The following is a 15,857-nucleotide window of genomic DNA, read 5'->3' as shown; positions in this document are numbered from 1 at the left end:
ATCTGTGAAGGCATGCCATTACAGTTTATGTTCTGCAATGACATGTTCCATGCTGGAACTCTTGTCAATTGCAGCGTTCATCGTCAGAGTAATAATTGTTTTCACTTATTTCCTCCACTATTCCCATCCTTAACCTGTTTGAACCGGATTATTCTAATTGAGTCTGTGCCGTCAACGCTGTCTTGTGATATATCCTCTGCTACTATTATGTTGTCATTTTCAACCACTAATCCCGATTCTCCAATGAACCTCATAATCCCCTCATGCGAATAATCGTTGTCATTACCCATCAAGACAGGAAAAACCCCAGAAGAAAGATTAAGAAATCTCTGAGTCTCTTCGCTTCTGCTGAAGGCAAGTGTCCAGCAATCGGGTTTGAACCTGGAGATACTTCGGGGAGTGTTTCCATTTTGAGTGGGTGTAATGATGCAGCGAACGTCGAGGGCCTGAACTGCTTCAACCACACTAAACGAAATGACATCCGCTATGTGCGACTGTCTATTTCCAAGCCGGACCCTGTAGTATTCACGCAGGTCGGAGCCCCGTGCCTCCCGTTCAATGGATAATGCTATTCTGGCCATCATGTCTACTGACTCAACAGGGTATTTCCCGATGCTCGTTTCTTCAGACAGCATTACTGCGTCAGTGCCGTCAAGGATAGCGTTTGCCACATCCGATGTCTCTGCCCGGGTCGGGCGGATATTCTCTGTCATGGATAACAGCATCTGCGTAGCAGTGATCACCGGACGTCCCATCAGATTGGCTTTACGAATAAGCTTTTTCTGGACAGCAGGGACATCCTGTACCGGAATCTGGACACCCAGATCTCCACGGGCTATCATAATTGCGTCTGCTGCATCAAGGATTTCATCAATATTCCCGATTGCCTCCAGCCTCTCGATTTTTGCGACCACGTGGACCGGCTTGCCTCTTTCCCTCGCAAAGTCCCTGACCTTATGGATATCATCTGCCTTTTCTACAAATGATACGCCGAATGCATCAACCCCCTCTTTCAAGGCAAAATCAACAAACTGGAGATCTCTGTCTGTTACTGTTTCTATGAATATTTTTGCACCCGGAAGGTTCAATCCCTTATGGGAGAGTAATGGTCCGCCTATAACAACCTTGCAGACAACCTCATCTGTGGTAATCTCCTCAACCTGTAATTGAATAAACCCGTCATTCAGGTAGATAACGCTGCCCTGAGAAACACTCTCCGGTAATCTCGTATAATTAACCGGGATGCGTTCAGCAGTACCAGGAACATCCTTTGTGGTCAGAGTCGTCCGGTCGCCTTTTTTAAGCAACAGCGAATCGCCAGCCAGTTTGCCAATACGGATTTTGGGGCCGGGGAGATCGGCGAGGATCATGCATGATCGGCCTGATTTTGATGCGGTCAAACGTATACGCCTTATGTCTTCCCGGTGTCCCTCGACAGTGCCATGAGAAAAATTGAGTCTGGCGACATTCATGCCGCGCATCATCAATTCCTCAAGGACGGTTTCTGAACGGGAGGCCGGCCCGATTGTGCATACTATCTTGGTTTTGTGGTTAGGTAATTTCACGCCCTCACCTTATTATGTAATCACCCCTGCATTTGCATCCCCGGTATGAAAGCGAAAGCGGGTACTATACTGACCTTGGACTTACGTCAATAAATGATTTTCAGAAAAAGTCTGTTCTCACCAGGACCTGAATCTTCCTGAGTCTATATGAACAAAGCCGGAATCAGGGTAATAACCTACACCACCAAGTCTTAGATTAAGGGCGGCTTGCCTAACGTCATTTAATGGAATATTGGGAAATTGAATATCAATCGCCTTGCCCAGTAAGTGAAGGCTGTTTTTTGCGACATTTCGACCCTCCTGGATAAGCAGATTATTGTACTCAGGAGACCGGAAACCGGAGATTATGTGAATCTCATTGCCGCCTCCAAATTGCTTATCCACCTTATTAATAAACTCTATGACCCGTTTATCCATTTGGATCACCTCCTGGGTATGGTGACAGCGTAAGAAGTAATTCAGTTTGTTAAGCGCCTCAGGGTCATAATTTCCCGATGGGTCCCGGTAACAGACATCCAGACGTTCCTTCGTATGGATATTGTAGAGCTGGAGATTACTCTCAATCGGTTTGGCTGCATACAGCTTTTCCGGAAAGGCCGAGCCGCTGAAGAGGAGAAATGCCCCGACCAATGAAGCCTTCAAAAATGTCCTGCGATCCAGAAACTGATGAAGCATGCTGAAGATAATAACAGAAAAGAAGTGTATTGGTCAAACCGGGGCAAAACAAACCAGCAGTATATCAGCTCCGGATTTGAAAGCCCGGAAGAGTTGTTATATCATATTAAAATGAGGTTACGTTTCTGGATAATTATAAACATAGTTCTATATATAGGGCTTTATCCCGGGATTGCGGGAATATCAGATTCCTATGCCGTGGATAATTCAGGGCAGTTGAGTGAGATTCTGCGAAATCGAATTGAGGCCGGTGGTGTTCCTCCGGAGATAGTTATTGGAGATGATGTCATATGTTCTTCGACAATATTACCGCTTTTTTATGAAAAAAGGAACTACAAGCCGGCATGGACTGATGAAAACGGACTGCTTTACTCTCAGGCGGATGACCTTGTCAGGATGATCAGTGAAGCAGGACAAGAGGGGCTCCGGCCGGAAAATTATCATTTAAAAAAGCTGGAGAAAATGTTGAGTGAGGTTAGGAAAGATTACGGGAAAAAGCTGCCTCTCAACCCTTACAAGCTGGTAGACCTTGATCTACTCCTTTCTGACGCATTTCTTGTTTATGGCTCCCATTTATGGGCAGGAAGCATAAACCCCGAGACCCTGGACCCGAAATGGAATGCTGCACAAAAGGAAATTGATCTTACGGAGGTACTTCAAAGTGCTCTTGATTCAAGGCAGGTTGAGAAGTCATTGAAGGGGCTTTTGCCTGTTCAGTCAGGATATGCAGGTCTGCAAATGATCCTGGCTGTTTATAAAAGAATATCTTCGCAAGGCGGCTGGCCAACCTTGCCTTCAGGCCCTGTTATGAAAAAAGGAGATCGAGGTGAACGCATATTTATGCTGCGGCAAAGGCTTATAATTGCAGGGGATATAGACCAGTCTTATCAGGACAACGGAGATCTTTTTGATGATGCCTTAGAAGAGGGGGTTCTAAGATTTCAGAAGAGGCATGGGCTGGACTTAGACGGAGTTGTTGGAATCAAAACCCTGGCCGCCTTGAATGTCCCTGTTAAAAAGCGCATTCAACAGATCGAATTGAACATGGAACGGTGGCGGTGGCTGCCTAATGATTTAGGGATGCGCTTTATCCTTGTCAACATAGCCAACTTTGAATTAGATGTATTTGAAAATGATGAGCTCATCATGAATATGCGGGTTATAGTGGGCAAAGAGTATAGACGGACCCCTGTGTTTACCGGCAGCATGACCTACCTTGTACTTAATCCATACTGGTATGTACCTGCGAGTTTAGCCGTAAGAGATATAGTGCCATCAATCCGAAAGGACCCTGCTTATCTGACAAAGAACAATATGAGTGTATTTCAGGGTTATGGCGCTGATTCAAAGGTAATTGAACCGGATAATGTAGACTGGAAAAGAATAAATACCAGAAACTTTCCCTACAGGTTCAGGCAGGACCCCGGTCCCGATAATGCACTTGGCAGGATTAAGTTTATGTTTCCAAACAAGTTCAATGTTTATCTTCACGACACGCCGTCCAGGGAATTGTTTGCAAAGAACGTGCGAACCTTCAGCTCAGGATGCATCCGCATCCAGCAACCTGTTGAGCTTGCAGAATATATTCTTCGCAATGATCCTAAATGGAAAAATGAAAATATAATGGAGGATATTGGAAGCGGAAAAGAAAAGAGTGTCTGGTTGTCGACGCCTGTACCGGTTCATATCCTATACTGGACTGCATGGATGGATGAAGACGGGGTGGTGCAATTTAGAAATGATATTTACGGTCGTGATGCAAAACTTGCGAAAGCCATGCTTGAGAAACCTCCCAAGGGTTGATGTTTGCCGGTCTGCTTAATAAACACATACTCGCATTGCATCTTAAGTTCCTGCTCCTTAAATGCCTTGATTAATTACATGACTTCTGATATTTTAAATTCCATTTGAATGGTATATATCCTTATCTCTTGTTGTTTGTAAGAAACTAAATATCACGGGATGTACATCCTCCTGCGATTTCAGGGAGACTATTTCAGGTGAGAATCTTTTATCCGCTGCTTATCGTATGAGAAAACATATTTTGACATGTTGACGAACGGGATCTTTCGGGCAATCAAAAAATGGTGCTCTGATGTCTCGGGGTCCGGAAAACATCTTCGGTATCTTGAAAAAGAAGATCGCAGGAGACGTGTAGCCGGGCAATTATTGACAATCGTCAGCATAGCCCTCGGAGTTATCTACCTCGTTTGGCACTGGCAGCACATCAACTGGGATGCCTGGTATTATTCTTTCCCATTTTTTCTTGCCGAATTAACAGGATTGGTACTGTTCTCCTTTTTCGCCTTTAATGCATGGTTTCTGAGATTCCACGCCCCTGAAGGGGTAGGTTTAGAAGGGGTCTTTTCTGTTGATGTATTTATTCCTGTTGCCGGAGAACCCGCTGAGTTAGTCAGGAAAACGGTAGAAGCAGCGCTTAAGATAGATTTCCAAAATAAACGTATACACCTTCTTGATGATAAAGAGAATGAGCAATATAAGAAACTTGCAGAAGCAAGCGGCTGCATTTATTTTGCCAGAGAAGATCACAGTGACGCCAAGGCAGGAAACCTGAACTATGCATTTCAGCGGACTGATGGAGACCTGATCCTTGTATTGGATGCTGATCAGGTTCCTCACCCTCAGATTGTCAACCATCTGATCGGCTATTTCAAGATTCCGAAAATTGCATTCGTTCAGACCAAACAGGATTTTACAGTCCCCGTCTCAGACCCATTCGGCAATTCAGACCGTATTTTTTATAACGTTATGCAAAGCGGGAAAGACAATGATAATGCAGCATTCTCCTGTGGTTCGGGTGTTATATACAGAAGGACAGCCCTGCAGGATATAGGTGGATTCAGTACATGGAATCTGGTTGAAGATGTCCATACCTCTATGCTGTTGCATGAACGCGGCTGGCGGTCAGTCTATTACAATTATCCTTTAACCAAGGGCACTGCTCCCATAGATATCTATGGTGTTTACAACCAGCGCAAACAGTGGGCTGCTGATTCCCTGCGTATTCTCTTCTGGGACAACCCTTTTCTTCACAAGGGATTGACCTTTAAACAAAAACTTCAATACTTTCATTTAGGCTTTGTGTACTTAGTTGCAGCTTTTATAATGCCCTTTTTTTTCATAACCCCCTTTTTGGCACTGCTCACACAGGAATTTGTCTTGTCTGCTCCAGTGCCTTCATATGTCCTTCACAGGTTTTTTTATTTTATTGCCATGTCCCTGGCCTATGGGGTACTCAACTATCCGACCCCTTACATGAAACCCTTCCAGATGTGGACAGGACTCTTCCCTGTCTTTATACAGGCTGCATGGATTGCCATTCGTTCCAGAAAAAAGAAGCCTGCGTATCGTGTGAATGACAAGCACATTGGACCAGCAAAATCCAAAACTCCCTGGATAACGTTGATTCCTCAATTGGGGGTCATTCTTCTTGCTTTATTCTCAATTGGTTATGGGTTCTTTGCCCGAAATATAGGGTGGGATTTTTACCTGCTGAATTCTGTCTGGGCAGTCTGGTCTATATGGACCATGAGCGGAATTTGTCTGGCGGCGGTTAGAACACATAAGTGGCCGGATGAGGATACGTCAAAAGAGTTACGATCACCTTCTTTCCTCTATCAGACGAAGGAGCTGAGCTTTACGGTTATACTTTCTCTTACCGTCCTTATATTTTTTACTTTCTGGGATACGGCTGGAAGGGATCAGTTTTTTAGCAGGCTCCATCTTAAGGTTCTGAGAACGGGGAGCCTGGAAAAACCGGACATTCCGGTAATCAGACCAATTCCTGAACCAGTCGGACATTCTGTCCAGGCGCATGAGAAGGTTGTTAAAGAGAATCTCATTGGAAATTAAAGCTGCAGGACCATGGCTGGGGCTTTATCTTCCGGATAATTTACATTCTGCTCCACATAAGGCCCTTGAATATCAATTGGTATTGGAGAAGAATATTCAGATCCTCTCTTTTTATACAGCATGGGGGCCTGGAAACGGAAGGCCGGATCTTGCAGGAATTAATAAGGTCATACAGTGTGGATTTGTTCCCATAATAACCTGGGAGCCCTGGTGGCCAGAGAAATTGTCTGACGAAAAAAGGCCTGAGGATCAACCGGAATATTCCCTCTCAGCTATACTGAGCGGGAAATATGATGGTTATATCTGGAACTGGGCGCTCGATCTGAAAAAGGTTCAAAGCCCGATCTTTTTTAGACCGATGCATGAAATGAATGGTAACTGGTATCCCTGGTGTGGGAAAGTCAACGGTAATACGCCGGAAAAATATATCGAAACCTGGCGTTATATCCGGTCTATTTTCAGAGAGGCCCAGAATGACAGATTAATCTGGGTGTGGTCTCCATATGCTCACTCAGTGCCTGAAGAAGCCGGTAATGAAATCGGGCAATATTTTCCGGGAGGCGAGGAAGTCGATTGGGTGGGTTTGGATGGTTATAATTGGGGGACGAGTCGGGAATGGTCAAGCTGGCAGAGTTTCCGGGAGATTTTTCAGAATGGGTATAACCGGCTGATTCAACTGGCCCCTGATAAGTCGTTCATGATTGCCGAAATGGGATGTGCGGAAGAAGACGGGGATAAAAGCGTGTGGATCAAGGAGGCTTTTGAGACTTTAAAGGACAGATTCTGCCGAACTAAGGCGCTTGTGTGGTTTAATGTCAACAAGGAATGCGATTGGCGCATCGAATCTTCGCAGCATAGTGTATTCTCTTTTAAAAAGAACTGGGTCCCCTTTACTAATGAACCCTCATAAGCCCCGTGGGCTGACAAATGGGCGTGAAAGTGATCTAAAAAGGATTTGAAATGAGGCGTGAAACCACTTTTATTGTCAGGCAAATCAGGGCCGTCCTCAGGGGCATTCTATGTGGTTCTATTTTAGCAACTTGTTTCTGTTGTCCTTTTGTTTTTGCTGCGGGATTTTCGACATTTGCCGGCGGTGAAATTGATGGTCGCGGACAGGGGTTTTCGTACATGGGAATGGACATGACCCAAAGTATTAATAAAACGATTTCTTTCTCCGGTAGGATAGTTCCCAGTTTCCTGACTTATAAGTATTACTCAGGCGACAGGCTGATTAAAGCGAACTCGCCGGGCATATCACCGGCTGCAGGAATCAAACTATTATGGGGTCAATCAATGATAGGATTTTTCGGGGGTGTAGAGTTTAGGAATACTACGCTAAACCCTGATGACCAAAGTGCCAGTGTCAGAGGCAGCAGCGTGGCTGGAACACTTCAGGGGGAATATGACACGTGGTTTTCCAGCAGAACGAGTTTGAACGCCAGTGCGAGTTTCAGCGGCACAAGCAATTTTGTTTATGAAAGGCTGCGGATTAAACAGCAGATAACTAATCTGGACTTCAATAAAATGTATACATTAAATGCCGGGGTGGAGCAGTTCTATGGTCGAAATTCAGATTTTCATCAGGAGGGGGGCGGTTTGATTCTGGAGCTGTTTCAAATATCCTGGAGGACTTCTGTTGCTGTACGCAGCGGGTTAAAGCGAGATTCAACCTTCGGGAGTGGAGCCTATGGGGGATTGGAGATTTATAAGGGATTTTAGGAGTATTTTCTGATTCCCGCAATAGTTGCCAGACCGAGGCTGAGGAGCAGTATTGTTGCTGGTTCTGGAATGGCCGTAACTTTTACAGAAAGCGACCCGGTATTGTCAATAGAGTTGTCGTCCCAGATCCAAAACCTCAACGATCCTCCCTCATCCATATGAACGTCAAGAAAACTTCCAGATGCTGCATTGAAGGCAGCGTCCGTGGTGTCAAAAGGGTTGGTGGACCCGAGTATATAATCATTTATATTCAGGCCGTTTATAGCCTGGATATGCATTTCCCACCGCCATTTCTGATCATCCGTGTCGGGGCTCCATCCAAAAGAATCATATTGATAGGCCCCGCCTGACGGGGACATCCGGTAGATCCCGGCCTGCAGACCTGTCAGAGATTCTCCTATAATTTGATCAGATGACCATATGTTTCCGGCAGATTCAATTAACCAGTTGCTGAGCCCCTGATTGAATGCATAGTCATGATAGGAAGCGGAAGTGAATGGCAGGTTTGTGGACGGTAAAACTGTAAGAAGTACATTATTTACATCATTTTCTGCTACGAACCTGAGATAGGCCGCCTGCCCGGGGAATATACCAGCATCTTCTTTGGCATCCAGTGTGAGGGTAATCAAATTTCCAAAGGCGAGTCCGGTTGCCATGCCCGTTGAAAGAAAGGAAGTCATTACGATTAAGATTATTTTTTGGTATATTCTAAACATGATCAAATCCTTCCTTATATCTTGATTGAATCACAACAAATGTATCAGAGTTGCGATTCTTTTTCCAGTACAGGGGAGTTAATAATTCTATAGGAAAATCAAAAACCAGCGTTATCCTAATCTACAAAATCTGAGGTGTCAAGGGAGTTTTTGATTGGTAATGCTCTGTTGACACCCAAAAATCATCCTGTTACTATACCCTCGAAAAAACAAATTCCAGGCGACGGCTGAATGGAAAGCATTCATTATTTTATAAGGAGTTAAACATGGATCTCTGCCCCTGCGGTTCTAATATCGCTTATGCTGAATGCTGCCGGCCTTTGATAAAGGCAGAGCGGCCTGCATTAACCGCTGAACAACTTATGCGTTCTCGGTACAGCGCATACGTCAAAAAAGAGATGGGGTATATCTTTACATCCCTCCATCCCGATTTCCGGTCGGACTATGACGAAAAAAGCACCCGGGACTGGGCAGAGAGTGCAGAGTGGCATGCCTTTGAGATCCTGGAAACAAAGAAAGGCGGCCCCGCAGATGAAGTCGGCCAGGTTGAATTTATCGTAACCTTTACAGATGATGGGATAAAAAAAGAACACCGGGAATTGTCTTCGTTCAGGAAGCAGGACGGGATTGGCGTTACTCCCAGAAACGAATGCAGGAGCTATACGAAGAGGGCAGGATTGTTCAACCGAGCGAAGGAGCCGTACCGCGCTATAAACGCTATCTTGACGAGATGCCAGGTGTTCCCGTGCAAGACATTTGGGATGACCTGAACTCTATAAACTCTCAGGCAAAGGAAGCTGCTGGCTACGCCACCCAAAAGCCCGAAGCCCTGCTCGAACGGATCATCAAAGCTTCCTCCAACGAAGGTGATCTCGTCGCAGACTTCTTCTGCGGCTCCGGCACCACCGCCGCTGTGGCTGAGAAATTGGGGCGCAAGTGGATCGTCAGCGACCTGGGCAAGTTTGCCATCCACACCACTCGCAAGCGGCTGATCGGCGTTCAGCGGCAGTTGAAAGCCGAAGGCAAGGACTACCGCGCCTTTGAGATCCTCAACCTGGGCAAGTACGAGCGCCAGCATTACATCGGCGTCAACCCCAACCTGCGCGAGGCGGAACAGCAAAAGCAACTGGCGGAAAAGGAAGCCGCTTTCGTTGACCTGATCCTGCGCGCCTACCGCGCCGAAAAGACCGACGGCTTTGCCACCTTCCATGGCAAGAAGGCCGGGCGGCTGGTGGCGGTGGGACCGGTCAACCTGCCGGTGACGCGCCTGTTCGTGGAAGAGGTGATTCTGGAATGCCGTCAGAAGCACATCACTCGCGTGGACATACTGGGTTTCGAATTCGAGATGGGGCTCTTTCCCAATGTGCTGGACGAAGCCCGCGCCAAGGGCATTGACATCGCCCCCAAGTACATCCCTGCCGAGGTGTTCGACAAGCGGGCGGTGGAAAAGAATCAGGTGGTCTTTCACGATGTAGCGGCTATCGAGGTCAAGCCGCACATCAAGAAGAACAGTGTGGCGGTGGAGCTGACCGACTTTTCAGTCTTTTATTCTCAGGATTCAATCGCCAACGCGGAGGCGACGCTCAAGGACAAGGCCAGCAAGATAGTGGTGGAGAAGGGGCAGATCGTGAAGGTGAGCAAGAACGCTAAGGGCATCGTCAGCCGCGAGGTGCTCACAAAAAAGTGGACAGACTGGATTGATTACTGGTCGGTAGATTTCAACTTTGAGAGCAAGCGCGAGATCGTGCGCGTGAAGAACGACCCTTCGACAAGCTCAGGGCAGGGCGGCGAATGGGAAGAGCGCTGGACCGGGGATTACATCTTTGAAAACGAGTGGCAATCCTTCCGCACCAGGAAGAACCGCTCGCTGGAACTGACCAGCGTCTTTCACGAATGCCCTCCGGGGCGGCGCAAGATGGCGGTCAAGGTGGTGGACATCTTCGGCAACGACACGATGACCATTGTTGAAGTGACCGTGGGAGGTAAGAAATAATGGAGGAGATCCATGTACTGAACAATCCGGATTTTAAACCCCTCGAATTCGAGGGGTTTGGATTAACATGTGAAGGATGACAAAATGGATAAAGTAACGGTTCTCGGAGCAGCAATCGCCTATTATCAGAAAAACGAACAGGATTATATTTCGTTGACAGATATGGTCAAAAACTTTGGTGATGATACGATGATTTATAGCTGGATGCGTAATCGCAACACCTTGGAGTTCATAGGAATATGGGAGGAATTGCACAACCCGCGTTTTAACAGTAACGAATTCGTAACCTTTAAAAGCCAAGCTGGTCTGAATAGTTTTAATCTGACGCCGCGTAAATGGATTGATGCAACACAGGCCATCGGGTTTTTCTCAAAATCAGGACGTTATGGTGGGGGAACATTTGCCCATCGTGATATTGCCTTTGAATTTGCCTCGTGGTTATCCCCGCAGTTTAAGCTGTACCTTATCATGGAGTTCCAGCGCCTAAAGGACGAAGAGCGGAAGCAACTGGGCTGGGATATCCGGCGGAATCTGACCAAAATAAACTACCGGATTCATACCGATGCCGTCAAGGAGAACTTGATCCCGCCGAAACTCACTCTGCGCCAGACGGACCTGATCTACGCCTCGGAGGCGGATGTCCTGAACATGGCTCTATTCGGCATGACCGCCCAGCAATGGCGCGACAGCCATCCGGGCCAGAAGGGCAATATTCGAGACTACGCGAATGTGTCGCAGCTCGTTTGCCTCTCTAATCTGGAAAATCTCAATGCCCTTTTCATCCAGGAAAAGACACCACAGGCAGAGCGGCTCTGCAAGTTGAACCAGATCGCAATCCAGCAGATGAGGCTTCTGACAAACGACACAGGAATCAGGCGCCTTGAAGCGGGGAACAAATAATGGCGCTCCATCCCAACTTTCCCGAATCGCCCCACGCCATCCTCGACCCGGCCATCCGCTGGTTTCCGGCGGATGAAGCCCTGCGGGAGTCCAGTTCTGAAAAGCTGATGCCGCCCTTAGTACCGCAACTGCGCCGGAAGGTGAAGGAGTGGCGGGACAGCGGCTACGTGGGGGCAACGAACACGAGCAAGAGCCTGCTCAACTACTGGTTCAATACCCCGCACCTGCTGCCCCAGACCGACGGCACAATGGCCGGGTTCCAGTATTACTTTGCCCAGCGAGAGGCGCTGGAAACGATTATATACCTCTATGACGTGGTGGGAGTGCAGGACAAGTACGACCTGATGCGCTTCGACAGTAGCGGAGCGGTCTCCACAGGAATGTTTGACGAGACCTGGCGGCGCTTTGTGGTGAAAATGGCGACCGGCACAGGCAAGACGAAGGTGCTTAGCCTGGTGCTGGCATGGAGCTTTTACCACAAGTTATATGAGCCGGAGTCGCAGCTTGCGCGCAACTTTCTGGTGATTGCGCCCAACATCATCGTGCTGGACCGCATCTATAAGGATTTTCAGGGTCTGCGTATCTTTTTGAAAGACGACCCGGTCTTGCCGGACAATGGCGTGGACGGACGCAACTGGCGAGACGATTTTCAACTGACACTGCACGTACAGGACGACGTGCGCATCACTCGGCCCACGGGCAATATCTTCCTGACCAATATCCACCGCGTCTATGCCGGAGACGACATTCCCGCATCGCCTGATGATGAAGACACGATGGATTATTTTCTCGGCAGGCGGCCCAGCGGCACGACCACCGACTCCAAGGTGGACTTGGGCATGATTGTGCGTGATATTGATGAGCTCGTGGTGCTCAACGACGAGGCGCACCATATTCACGATCCGCGCATGGCATGGTTCAAATCTATCGAGGACATCCACAACCGGCTGAAGCAAAAAGGGTCCGCGCTCTCTCTGCAAGTGGACGTAACCGCTACGCCCAGGTACAACAACGGCGCGATTTTCGTGCAGACCATCGCCGATTACCCGCTGGTGGAGGCCATCAAACAAAATGTCGTCAAGCATCCTGTCCTGCCCGACGCCCCCAGCCGCGCCAAACTGGTGGAGCGCCAGAGCGCCAGGTACACCGAGAAGTACACCGACTATATTCACCTGGGCGTGATCGAGTGGCGCAAGGCGTATGCCGAACATGAAAAGATGGGCAAGAAAGCCATCCTGTTCGTGATGACCGACGACACCCGCAACTGCGACGACGTGGCCGAATACCTCGAAGGTCACTACCCCGACCTGAAAGACGCCGTGCTGGTGATTCACACCAAGAGCAACGGCGAGATTTCTGAATCATCGTCAGGCAAGAGCAAAGAAGAGTTGAACAAGCTGCGCGATCAAGCCAACGCGATTGATGGGATTGACAGCCCCTACAAGGCCATCATCTCGGTGATGGTTCTCAAAGAGGGCTGGGATGTGCGCAACGTCACCACCATTGTCGGTCTGCGCGCCTATTCCGCCCAGAGTAACATCCTGCCGGAACAAACCCTGGGTCGCGGTTTGCGCAAGATGTACCACGGCGGCCTGGAAGAATATGTCAGCGTGGTCGGCACGAATGCCTTTATGGATTTTGTGGAATCCATCCAGGCGGAAGGCGTGGTGCTGGAGCGCAAGCCGATGGGTGAAGGCACGCAGGCTAAAACGCCGCTGGTTGTGGAGGTTGATAAGGAGAACGAGAAGAAAGATATCAACGCGCTGGATATAGAAATCCCGGTGCTGACCCCCCGCGTCTACCGGGAATACAAGAACCTTGGCGCGATAGATGTGGGTGCGCAGGGGCATCAGCGAGTGGTCTACCGGCAGTTCAGCGAAGAGGAGCAGCGGGAGATTGTCTTCAAGGACATCACCACCGGCGAGGTGACGCATACCACCATCCTCGACACGGCGGGCATTGCCGATTATCGCAGTGTGATCGGCTACTTCGCACAGACTATGATGAAGGACTTGCGGCTGGTCAGCGGCTATGATGTGCTGTATGGCAGGGTCAAGGCGTTTATTCAGGACCAGTTGTTTGACCGGCGGCCGGTAGACCTGGAAAGCCCCAACACCCTGCGCAATCTGTCAGAACTGGCTGCTACCAAAACCTTGATCGAGACCTTCAAAAAGGCGATCAATGCTCTCACCGTGCAGGACAAAGGCGACGCCGAAATCCGCGATACCATCAAGCTGCGGCAGACACGCCCCTTTGTGGCCAGGGATCAGGGCTACCTCGTCCCGAAAAAGAGTGTCTTTAACCGCATCATCGGGGACAGCCAGTTTGAACTGCTGTTCGCCCGTTTTCTTGAAGACTGCGACGATGTGGTTTCCTACGCTAAAAACTATCTGGCGGTGCATTTCAAGCTGGACTATGTGAACGCGGATGGCGACATCTCCAACTATTACCCGGACTTTATGGTTAAGCTATCCGCCACACGAATTGTCATTGTAGAGACCAAGGGACAGGAAGACCTCGACGTTCCTCTCAAGATGGAGCGGCTGCGGCAATGGTGCGAGGACATCAACCGGGTGCAGTCGAATGTGACCTATGACTTTGTTTACGTGGACGAAGAGAGCTTTGAGAAATACAAGCCCGCCTCATTCCGGCAATTGGTTGATGGCTTCAGGGAATACAAAGAGAAAATATAACAAGGCGCTGCACCGGACGCGCCTGACGTTGCGCCAGTGAGCCTGGTAGATATATGAACTACTAATGTATTAATGTTGATCACTTTGCGCGCATATGGATGATAAATACGCATGAATGGGATGACAATGACCAGTGTTATCAGCAGATCGAAACGCTTTTAGACGTTTGTGATAGAATGATGAACATCATTTGCATGCGCCGAGATTTATTAAGGCAGGAATTTCAATTATGATTACGTTAGAAGAACGAACAATTTATTTGTCATGGCAGGCGACTGACCACAGCAAGCGGTATATAGTGGCTGAATTGACGGAAAAGTCAACAGGAGAATATTCCTTTCGTTATATTCCGGGTCATGATCTGGAAGAGGCCAGGAGGCTGGGGTTTAATGGATATCCGGCGTTTCCTGAATTGGACAAGGAATATTCTCTCAATGCCATTGACCCGTTTGTAATGCGCTTACCGGCCAGGTCACGGGCAGATTTCATTGACTTGCTGAATTACTGGGAAATCAGGAATTCTGATATCAGTGATTTTGATTTGCTTGCTATTACCGGTGGAAAGCTGCGCACCGATAATTTTGAATTTATTGATCCACATAAGGTAAAGCGGCCAAATCAGTTTTTAACAGAACTGGCCGGTTTTGTCTACCATGCCGAAGACCACAAGTTAAGGTCAATTCCTGCCGGAGCAGAACTTCAGCTTGAGCGTGAGCCAGATAACCTCTACGATCCCTATGCTGTTAAGGTTTTATACAATGGCGAACAAATTGGATATATCAAGAGGGTGCATTCGCAGACCATTGCCGAAGCGTTAGAAAAGGGAAATAATGTTAAGGTACAGGTCAAGAATTTTGATGTTAACGGCGTGGTTAACTCTATTTTGCTGAAGATTATAATCGCCGAATAAAACTCTCTTTTTTAAAGCATGGAGTTAAATACTCTACAGGATCGCCTGCGTCCAGTCTGTTTTTCAACTGAACCTTTGCGGCCAGATCTTTCAGATCTATTATAACGCCCACCAGTTCATGGCTCATTCTATCTATAAGCCTGTCTGTTAGAAAATTTCCATAGTCTACACCATTCCTTTTTATGATATGAGCTATGATACATTACCGGTGTCAAATATAACTTGACAATTGTAAATATTAAGCGTAAATAAATCATCTCTATCAGATGATTAACCTCGGCAACAAGATCAAGAAGCTCAGAGAGGATGCAAGACTTTCTCTTCGGGACCTCGGTGAGAAGACCAGCCTCTCTGCCAGCTTCCTTTCTCAACTTGAGTTGGGACAAGGTTCACCTTCCATTGCATCTCTGGAAAATATCGCCAACGCCCTAAATGTACACATTACATATTTTTTCGATGATCCCTTCAGAGAAGACAGTGTCGTCATCAGAAAGTCCGAGAGGAAGAAGATATACAGCCAGGGGTCAAAGGCCATCATCCAGCCGCTTGCCCATCAGTTGAGTAAAAAAAAGATAGAACCGTTCATGCTAACACTCGAAGTTGGTGGAGAAAGCGGTGAACACCCATATTCTTCACATCACGGTGAGGAGTTTGGAATCCTCATCAGCGGTAAGGTCAGGTTCATCCTTGACAGTAAAGAATTCACCCTTGGTAAGGGGGATAGTGTCTATTTTAACTCAACGAGGCCGCACAAATGGGAGAATGTCGGAAGTAAAGAGGCAATAATCATGTTGGTGATTCCAGGGGCTTGAT

The 15,857-nt window shown here is 47.8% G+C and carries 14 protein-coding genes; 10 read left to right on the top strand and 4 right to left on the bottom strand.

All coding sequences use genetic code 11. The features are described from left to right. Window positions 1–101 precede the first annotated feature (101 nt). Window positions 102–1,565: a pyruvate kinase gene (gene pyk, locus IT392_05190; GenBank protein ID MCC6543882.1), complete on the bottom strand. Its 1,464-nt coding sequence runs from the start codon at window positions 1,563–1,565 to the stop codon at window positions 102–104. A gap of 117 nt (window positions 1,566–1,682) precedes the next feature. Continuing rightward, on the bottom strand, window positions 1,683–2,240 hold the full coding sequence (locus tag IT392_05185; GenBank protein MCC6543881.1) for a DUF882 domain-containing protein: 558 nt from the start codon (window positions 2,238–2,240) through the stop codon (window positions 1,683–1,685). On the opposite strand from IT392_05185, the gene IT392_05180 reads away from it, so the two are divergent. The 4 genes from IT392_05180 (at window position 2,232) to bcsS (ending at window position 7,832) form a co-directional block, all read left to right on the top strand. Then, window positions 2,232–4,043 (top strand): L,D-transpeptidase family protein, encoded by a 1,812-nt coding sequence (locus IT392_05180; GenBank protein MCC6543880.1) that lies wholly within the window; start codon window positions 2,232–2,234, stop codon window positions 4,041–4,043. The genes IT392_05185 and IT392_05180 overlap by 9 nt on opposite strands. Before the next feature lie 246 nt (window positions 4,044–4,289). Then, the gene (locus IT392_05175; GenBank protein ID MCC6543879.1) at window positions 4,290–6,113 is read left to right on the top strand and encodes a glycosyltransferase; all 1,824 of its coding nucleotides are present in this window, start codon (window positions 4,290–4,292) and stop codon (window positions 6,111–6,113) included. Then, window positions 6,103–7,023 carry a hypothetical protein gene (locus IT392_05170; protein ID MCC6543878.1) on the top strand — a complete coding sequence of 307 codons (921 nt, stop codon included), beginning with the start codon at window positions 6,103–6,105 and terminating at the stop codon, window positions 7,021–7,023. Before IT392_05175 ends, IT392_05170 begins: the two co-directional genes overlap by 11 nt. Before the next feature lie 50 nt (window positions 7,024–7,073). Continuing rightward, complete coding sequence (gene bcsS, locus IT392_05165) at window positions 7,074–7,832, top strand: cellulose biosynthesis protein BcsS (protein MCC6543877.1); 759 nt, start codon at window positions 7,074–7,076, stop codon at window positions 7,830–7,832. On the opposite strand, the gene IT392_05160 is transcribed toward bcsS, so the two are convergent. Next, on the bottom strand, window positions 7,829–8,548 hold the full coding sequence (locus IT392_05160) for a PEP-CTERM sorting domain-containing protein (protein ID MCC6543876.1): 720 nt from the start codon (window positions 8,546–8,548) through the stop codon (window positions 7,829–7,831). The two genes, bcsS and IT392_05160, sit on opposite strands and share 4 nt — an antisense overlap. Before the next feature lie 266 nt (window positions 8,549–8,814). Here IT392_05160 and IT392_05155 point away from each other — a divergent pair, with 266 nt between their 5' ends. The 5 genes from IT392_05155 to IT392_05135 all read left to right on the top strand — a co-directional run bounded on the left by IT392_05155 (window position 8,815) and on the right by IT392_05135 (window position 15,044). Further along, the gene (locus IT392_05155) at window positions 8,815–9,318 is read left to right on the top strand and encodes an SEC-C domain-containing protein (GenBank protein MCC6543875.1); all 504 of its coding nucleotides are present in this window, start codon (window positions 8,815–8,817) and stop codon (window positions 9,316–9,318) included. Next, window positions 9,294–10,541, top strand: a complete 1,248-nt coding sequence (locus IT392_05150; GenBank protein ID MCC6543874.1) for a site-specific DNA-methyltransferase — start codon at window positions 9,294–9,296, stop codon at window positions 10,539–10,541. The genes IT392_05155 and IT392_05150 overlap by 25 nt, the downstream gene beginning before the upstream one ends. Window positions 10,542–10,625: 84 nt before the next feature. Next, entirely contained in the window at window positions 10,626–11,441 is an 816-nt protein-coding gene (locus tag IT392_05145; GenBank protein MCC6543873.1) for a KilA-N domain-containing protein, read from the top strand. Beyond that, window positions 11,441–14,134 carry a DEAD/DEAH box helicase family protein gene (locus tag IT392_05140; GenBank protein ID MCC6543872.1) on the top strand — a complete coding sequence of 898 codons (2,694 nt, stop codon included), beginning with the start codon at window positions 11,441–11,443 and terminating at the stop codon, window positions 14,132–14,134. Before IT392_05145 ends, IT392_05140 begins: the two co-directional genes overlap by 1 nt. A 229-nt stretch (window positions 14,135–14,363) precedes the next feature. Then, window positions 14,364–15,044: an HIRAN domain-containing protein gene (locus IT392_05135; GenBank protein MCC6543871.1), complete on the top strand. Its 681-nt coding sequence runs from the start codon at window positions 14,364–14,366 to the stop codon at window positions 15,042–15,044. On the opposite strand, the gene IT392_05130 is transcribed toward IT392_05135, so the two are convergent. Further along, the gene (locus IT392_05130; protein ID MCC6543870.1) at window positions 15,028–15,171 is read right to left on the bottom strand and encodes a hypothetical protein; all 144 of its coding nucleotides are present in this window, start codon (window positions 15,169–15,171) and stop codon (window positions 15,028–15,030) included. The two genes, IT392_05135 and IT392_05130, sit on opposite strands and share 17 nt — an antisense overlap. Before the next feature lie 139 nt (window positions 15,172–15,310). Between IT392_05130 and IT392_05125 the strand changes: the two genes are divergently transcribed. Then, window positions 15,311–15,856 carry a cupin domain-containing protein gene (locus tag IT392_05125; protein MCC6543869.1) on the top strand — a complete coding sequence of 182 codons (546 nt, stop codon included), beginning with the start codon at window positions 15,311–15,313 and terminating at the stop codon, window positions 15,854–15,856. The last annotated feature ends 1 nt before the right edge of the window (window position 15,857 follow it).

The organism is Nitrospirota bacterium, from assembly GCA_020846775.1.
Lineage (GTDB): Bacteria > Nitrospirota > 9FT-COMBO-42-15 > HDB-SIOI813 > HDB-SIOI813 > RBG-16-43-11.
Note: the sequence above shows the minus strand (reverse complement) of the source record. Positions and strands in the feature narration are given on the sequence as shown.

Coding starts and splice junctions, on each gene's coding strand:
- IT392_05160 (MCC6543876.1), bottom strand. CDS start 8,548: ATGTTTAGAATATACCAAAAAATAATCTTAATCGTAATGACTTCCTTT.
- IT392_05135 (MCC6543871.1), top strand. CDS start 14,364: ATGATTACGTTAGAAGAACGAACAATTTATTTGTCATGGCAGGCGACT.
- IT392_05125 (MCC6543869.1), top strand. CDS start 15,311: ATGATTAACCTCGGCAACAAGATCAAGAAGCTCAGAGAGGATGCAAGA.
- IT392_05140 (MCC6543872.1), top strand. CDS start 11,441: ATGGCGCTCCATCCCAACTTTCCCGAATCGCCCCACGCCATCCTCGAC.
- IT392_05185 (MCC6543881.1), bottom strand. CDS start 2,240: ATGCTTCATCAGTTTCTGGATCGCAGGACATTTTTGAAGGCTTCATTG.
- IT392_05155 (MCC6543875.1), top strand. CDS start 8,815: ATGGATCTCTGCCCCTGCGGTTCTAATATCGCTTATGCTGAATGCTGC.
- IT392_05130 (MCC6543870.1), bottom strand. CDS start 15,171: ATGAGCCATGAACTGGTGGGCGTTATAATAGATCTGAAAGATCTGGCC.
- IT392_05145 (MCC6543873.1), top strand. CDS start 10,626: ATGGATAAAGTAACGGTTCTCGGAGCAGCAATCGCCTATTATCAGAAA.
- IT392_05180 (MCC6543880.1), top strand. CDS start 2,232: ATGAAGCATGCTGAAGATAATAACAGAAAAGAAGTGTATTGGTCAAAC.
- bcsS (MCC6543877.1), top strand. CDS start 7,074: ATGAGGCGTGAAACCACTTTTATTGTCAGGCAAATCAGGGCCGTCCTC.
- IT392_05175 (MCC6543879.1), top strand. CDS start 4,290: ATGTTGACGAACGGGATCTTTCGGGCAATCAAAAAATGGTGCTCTGAT.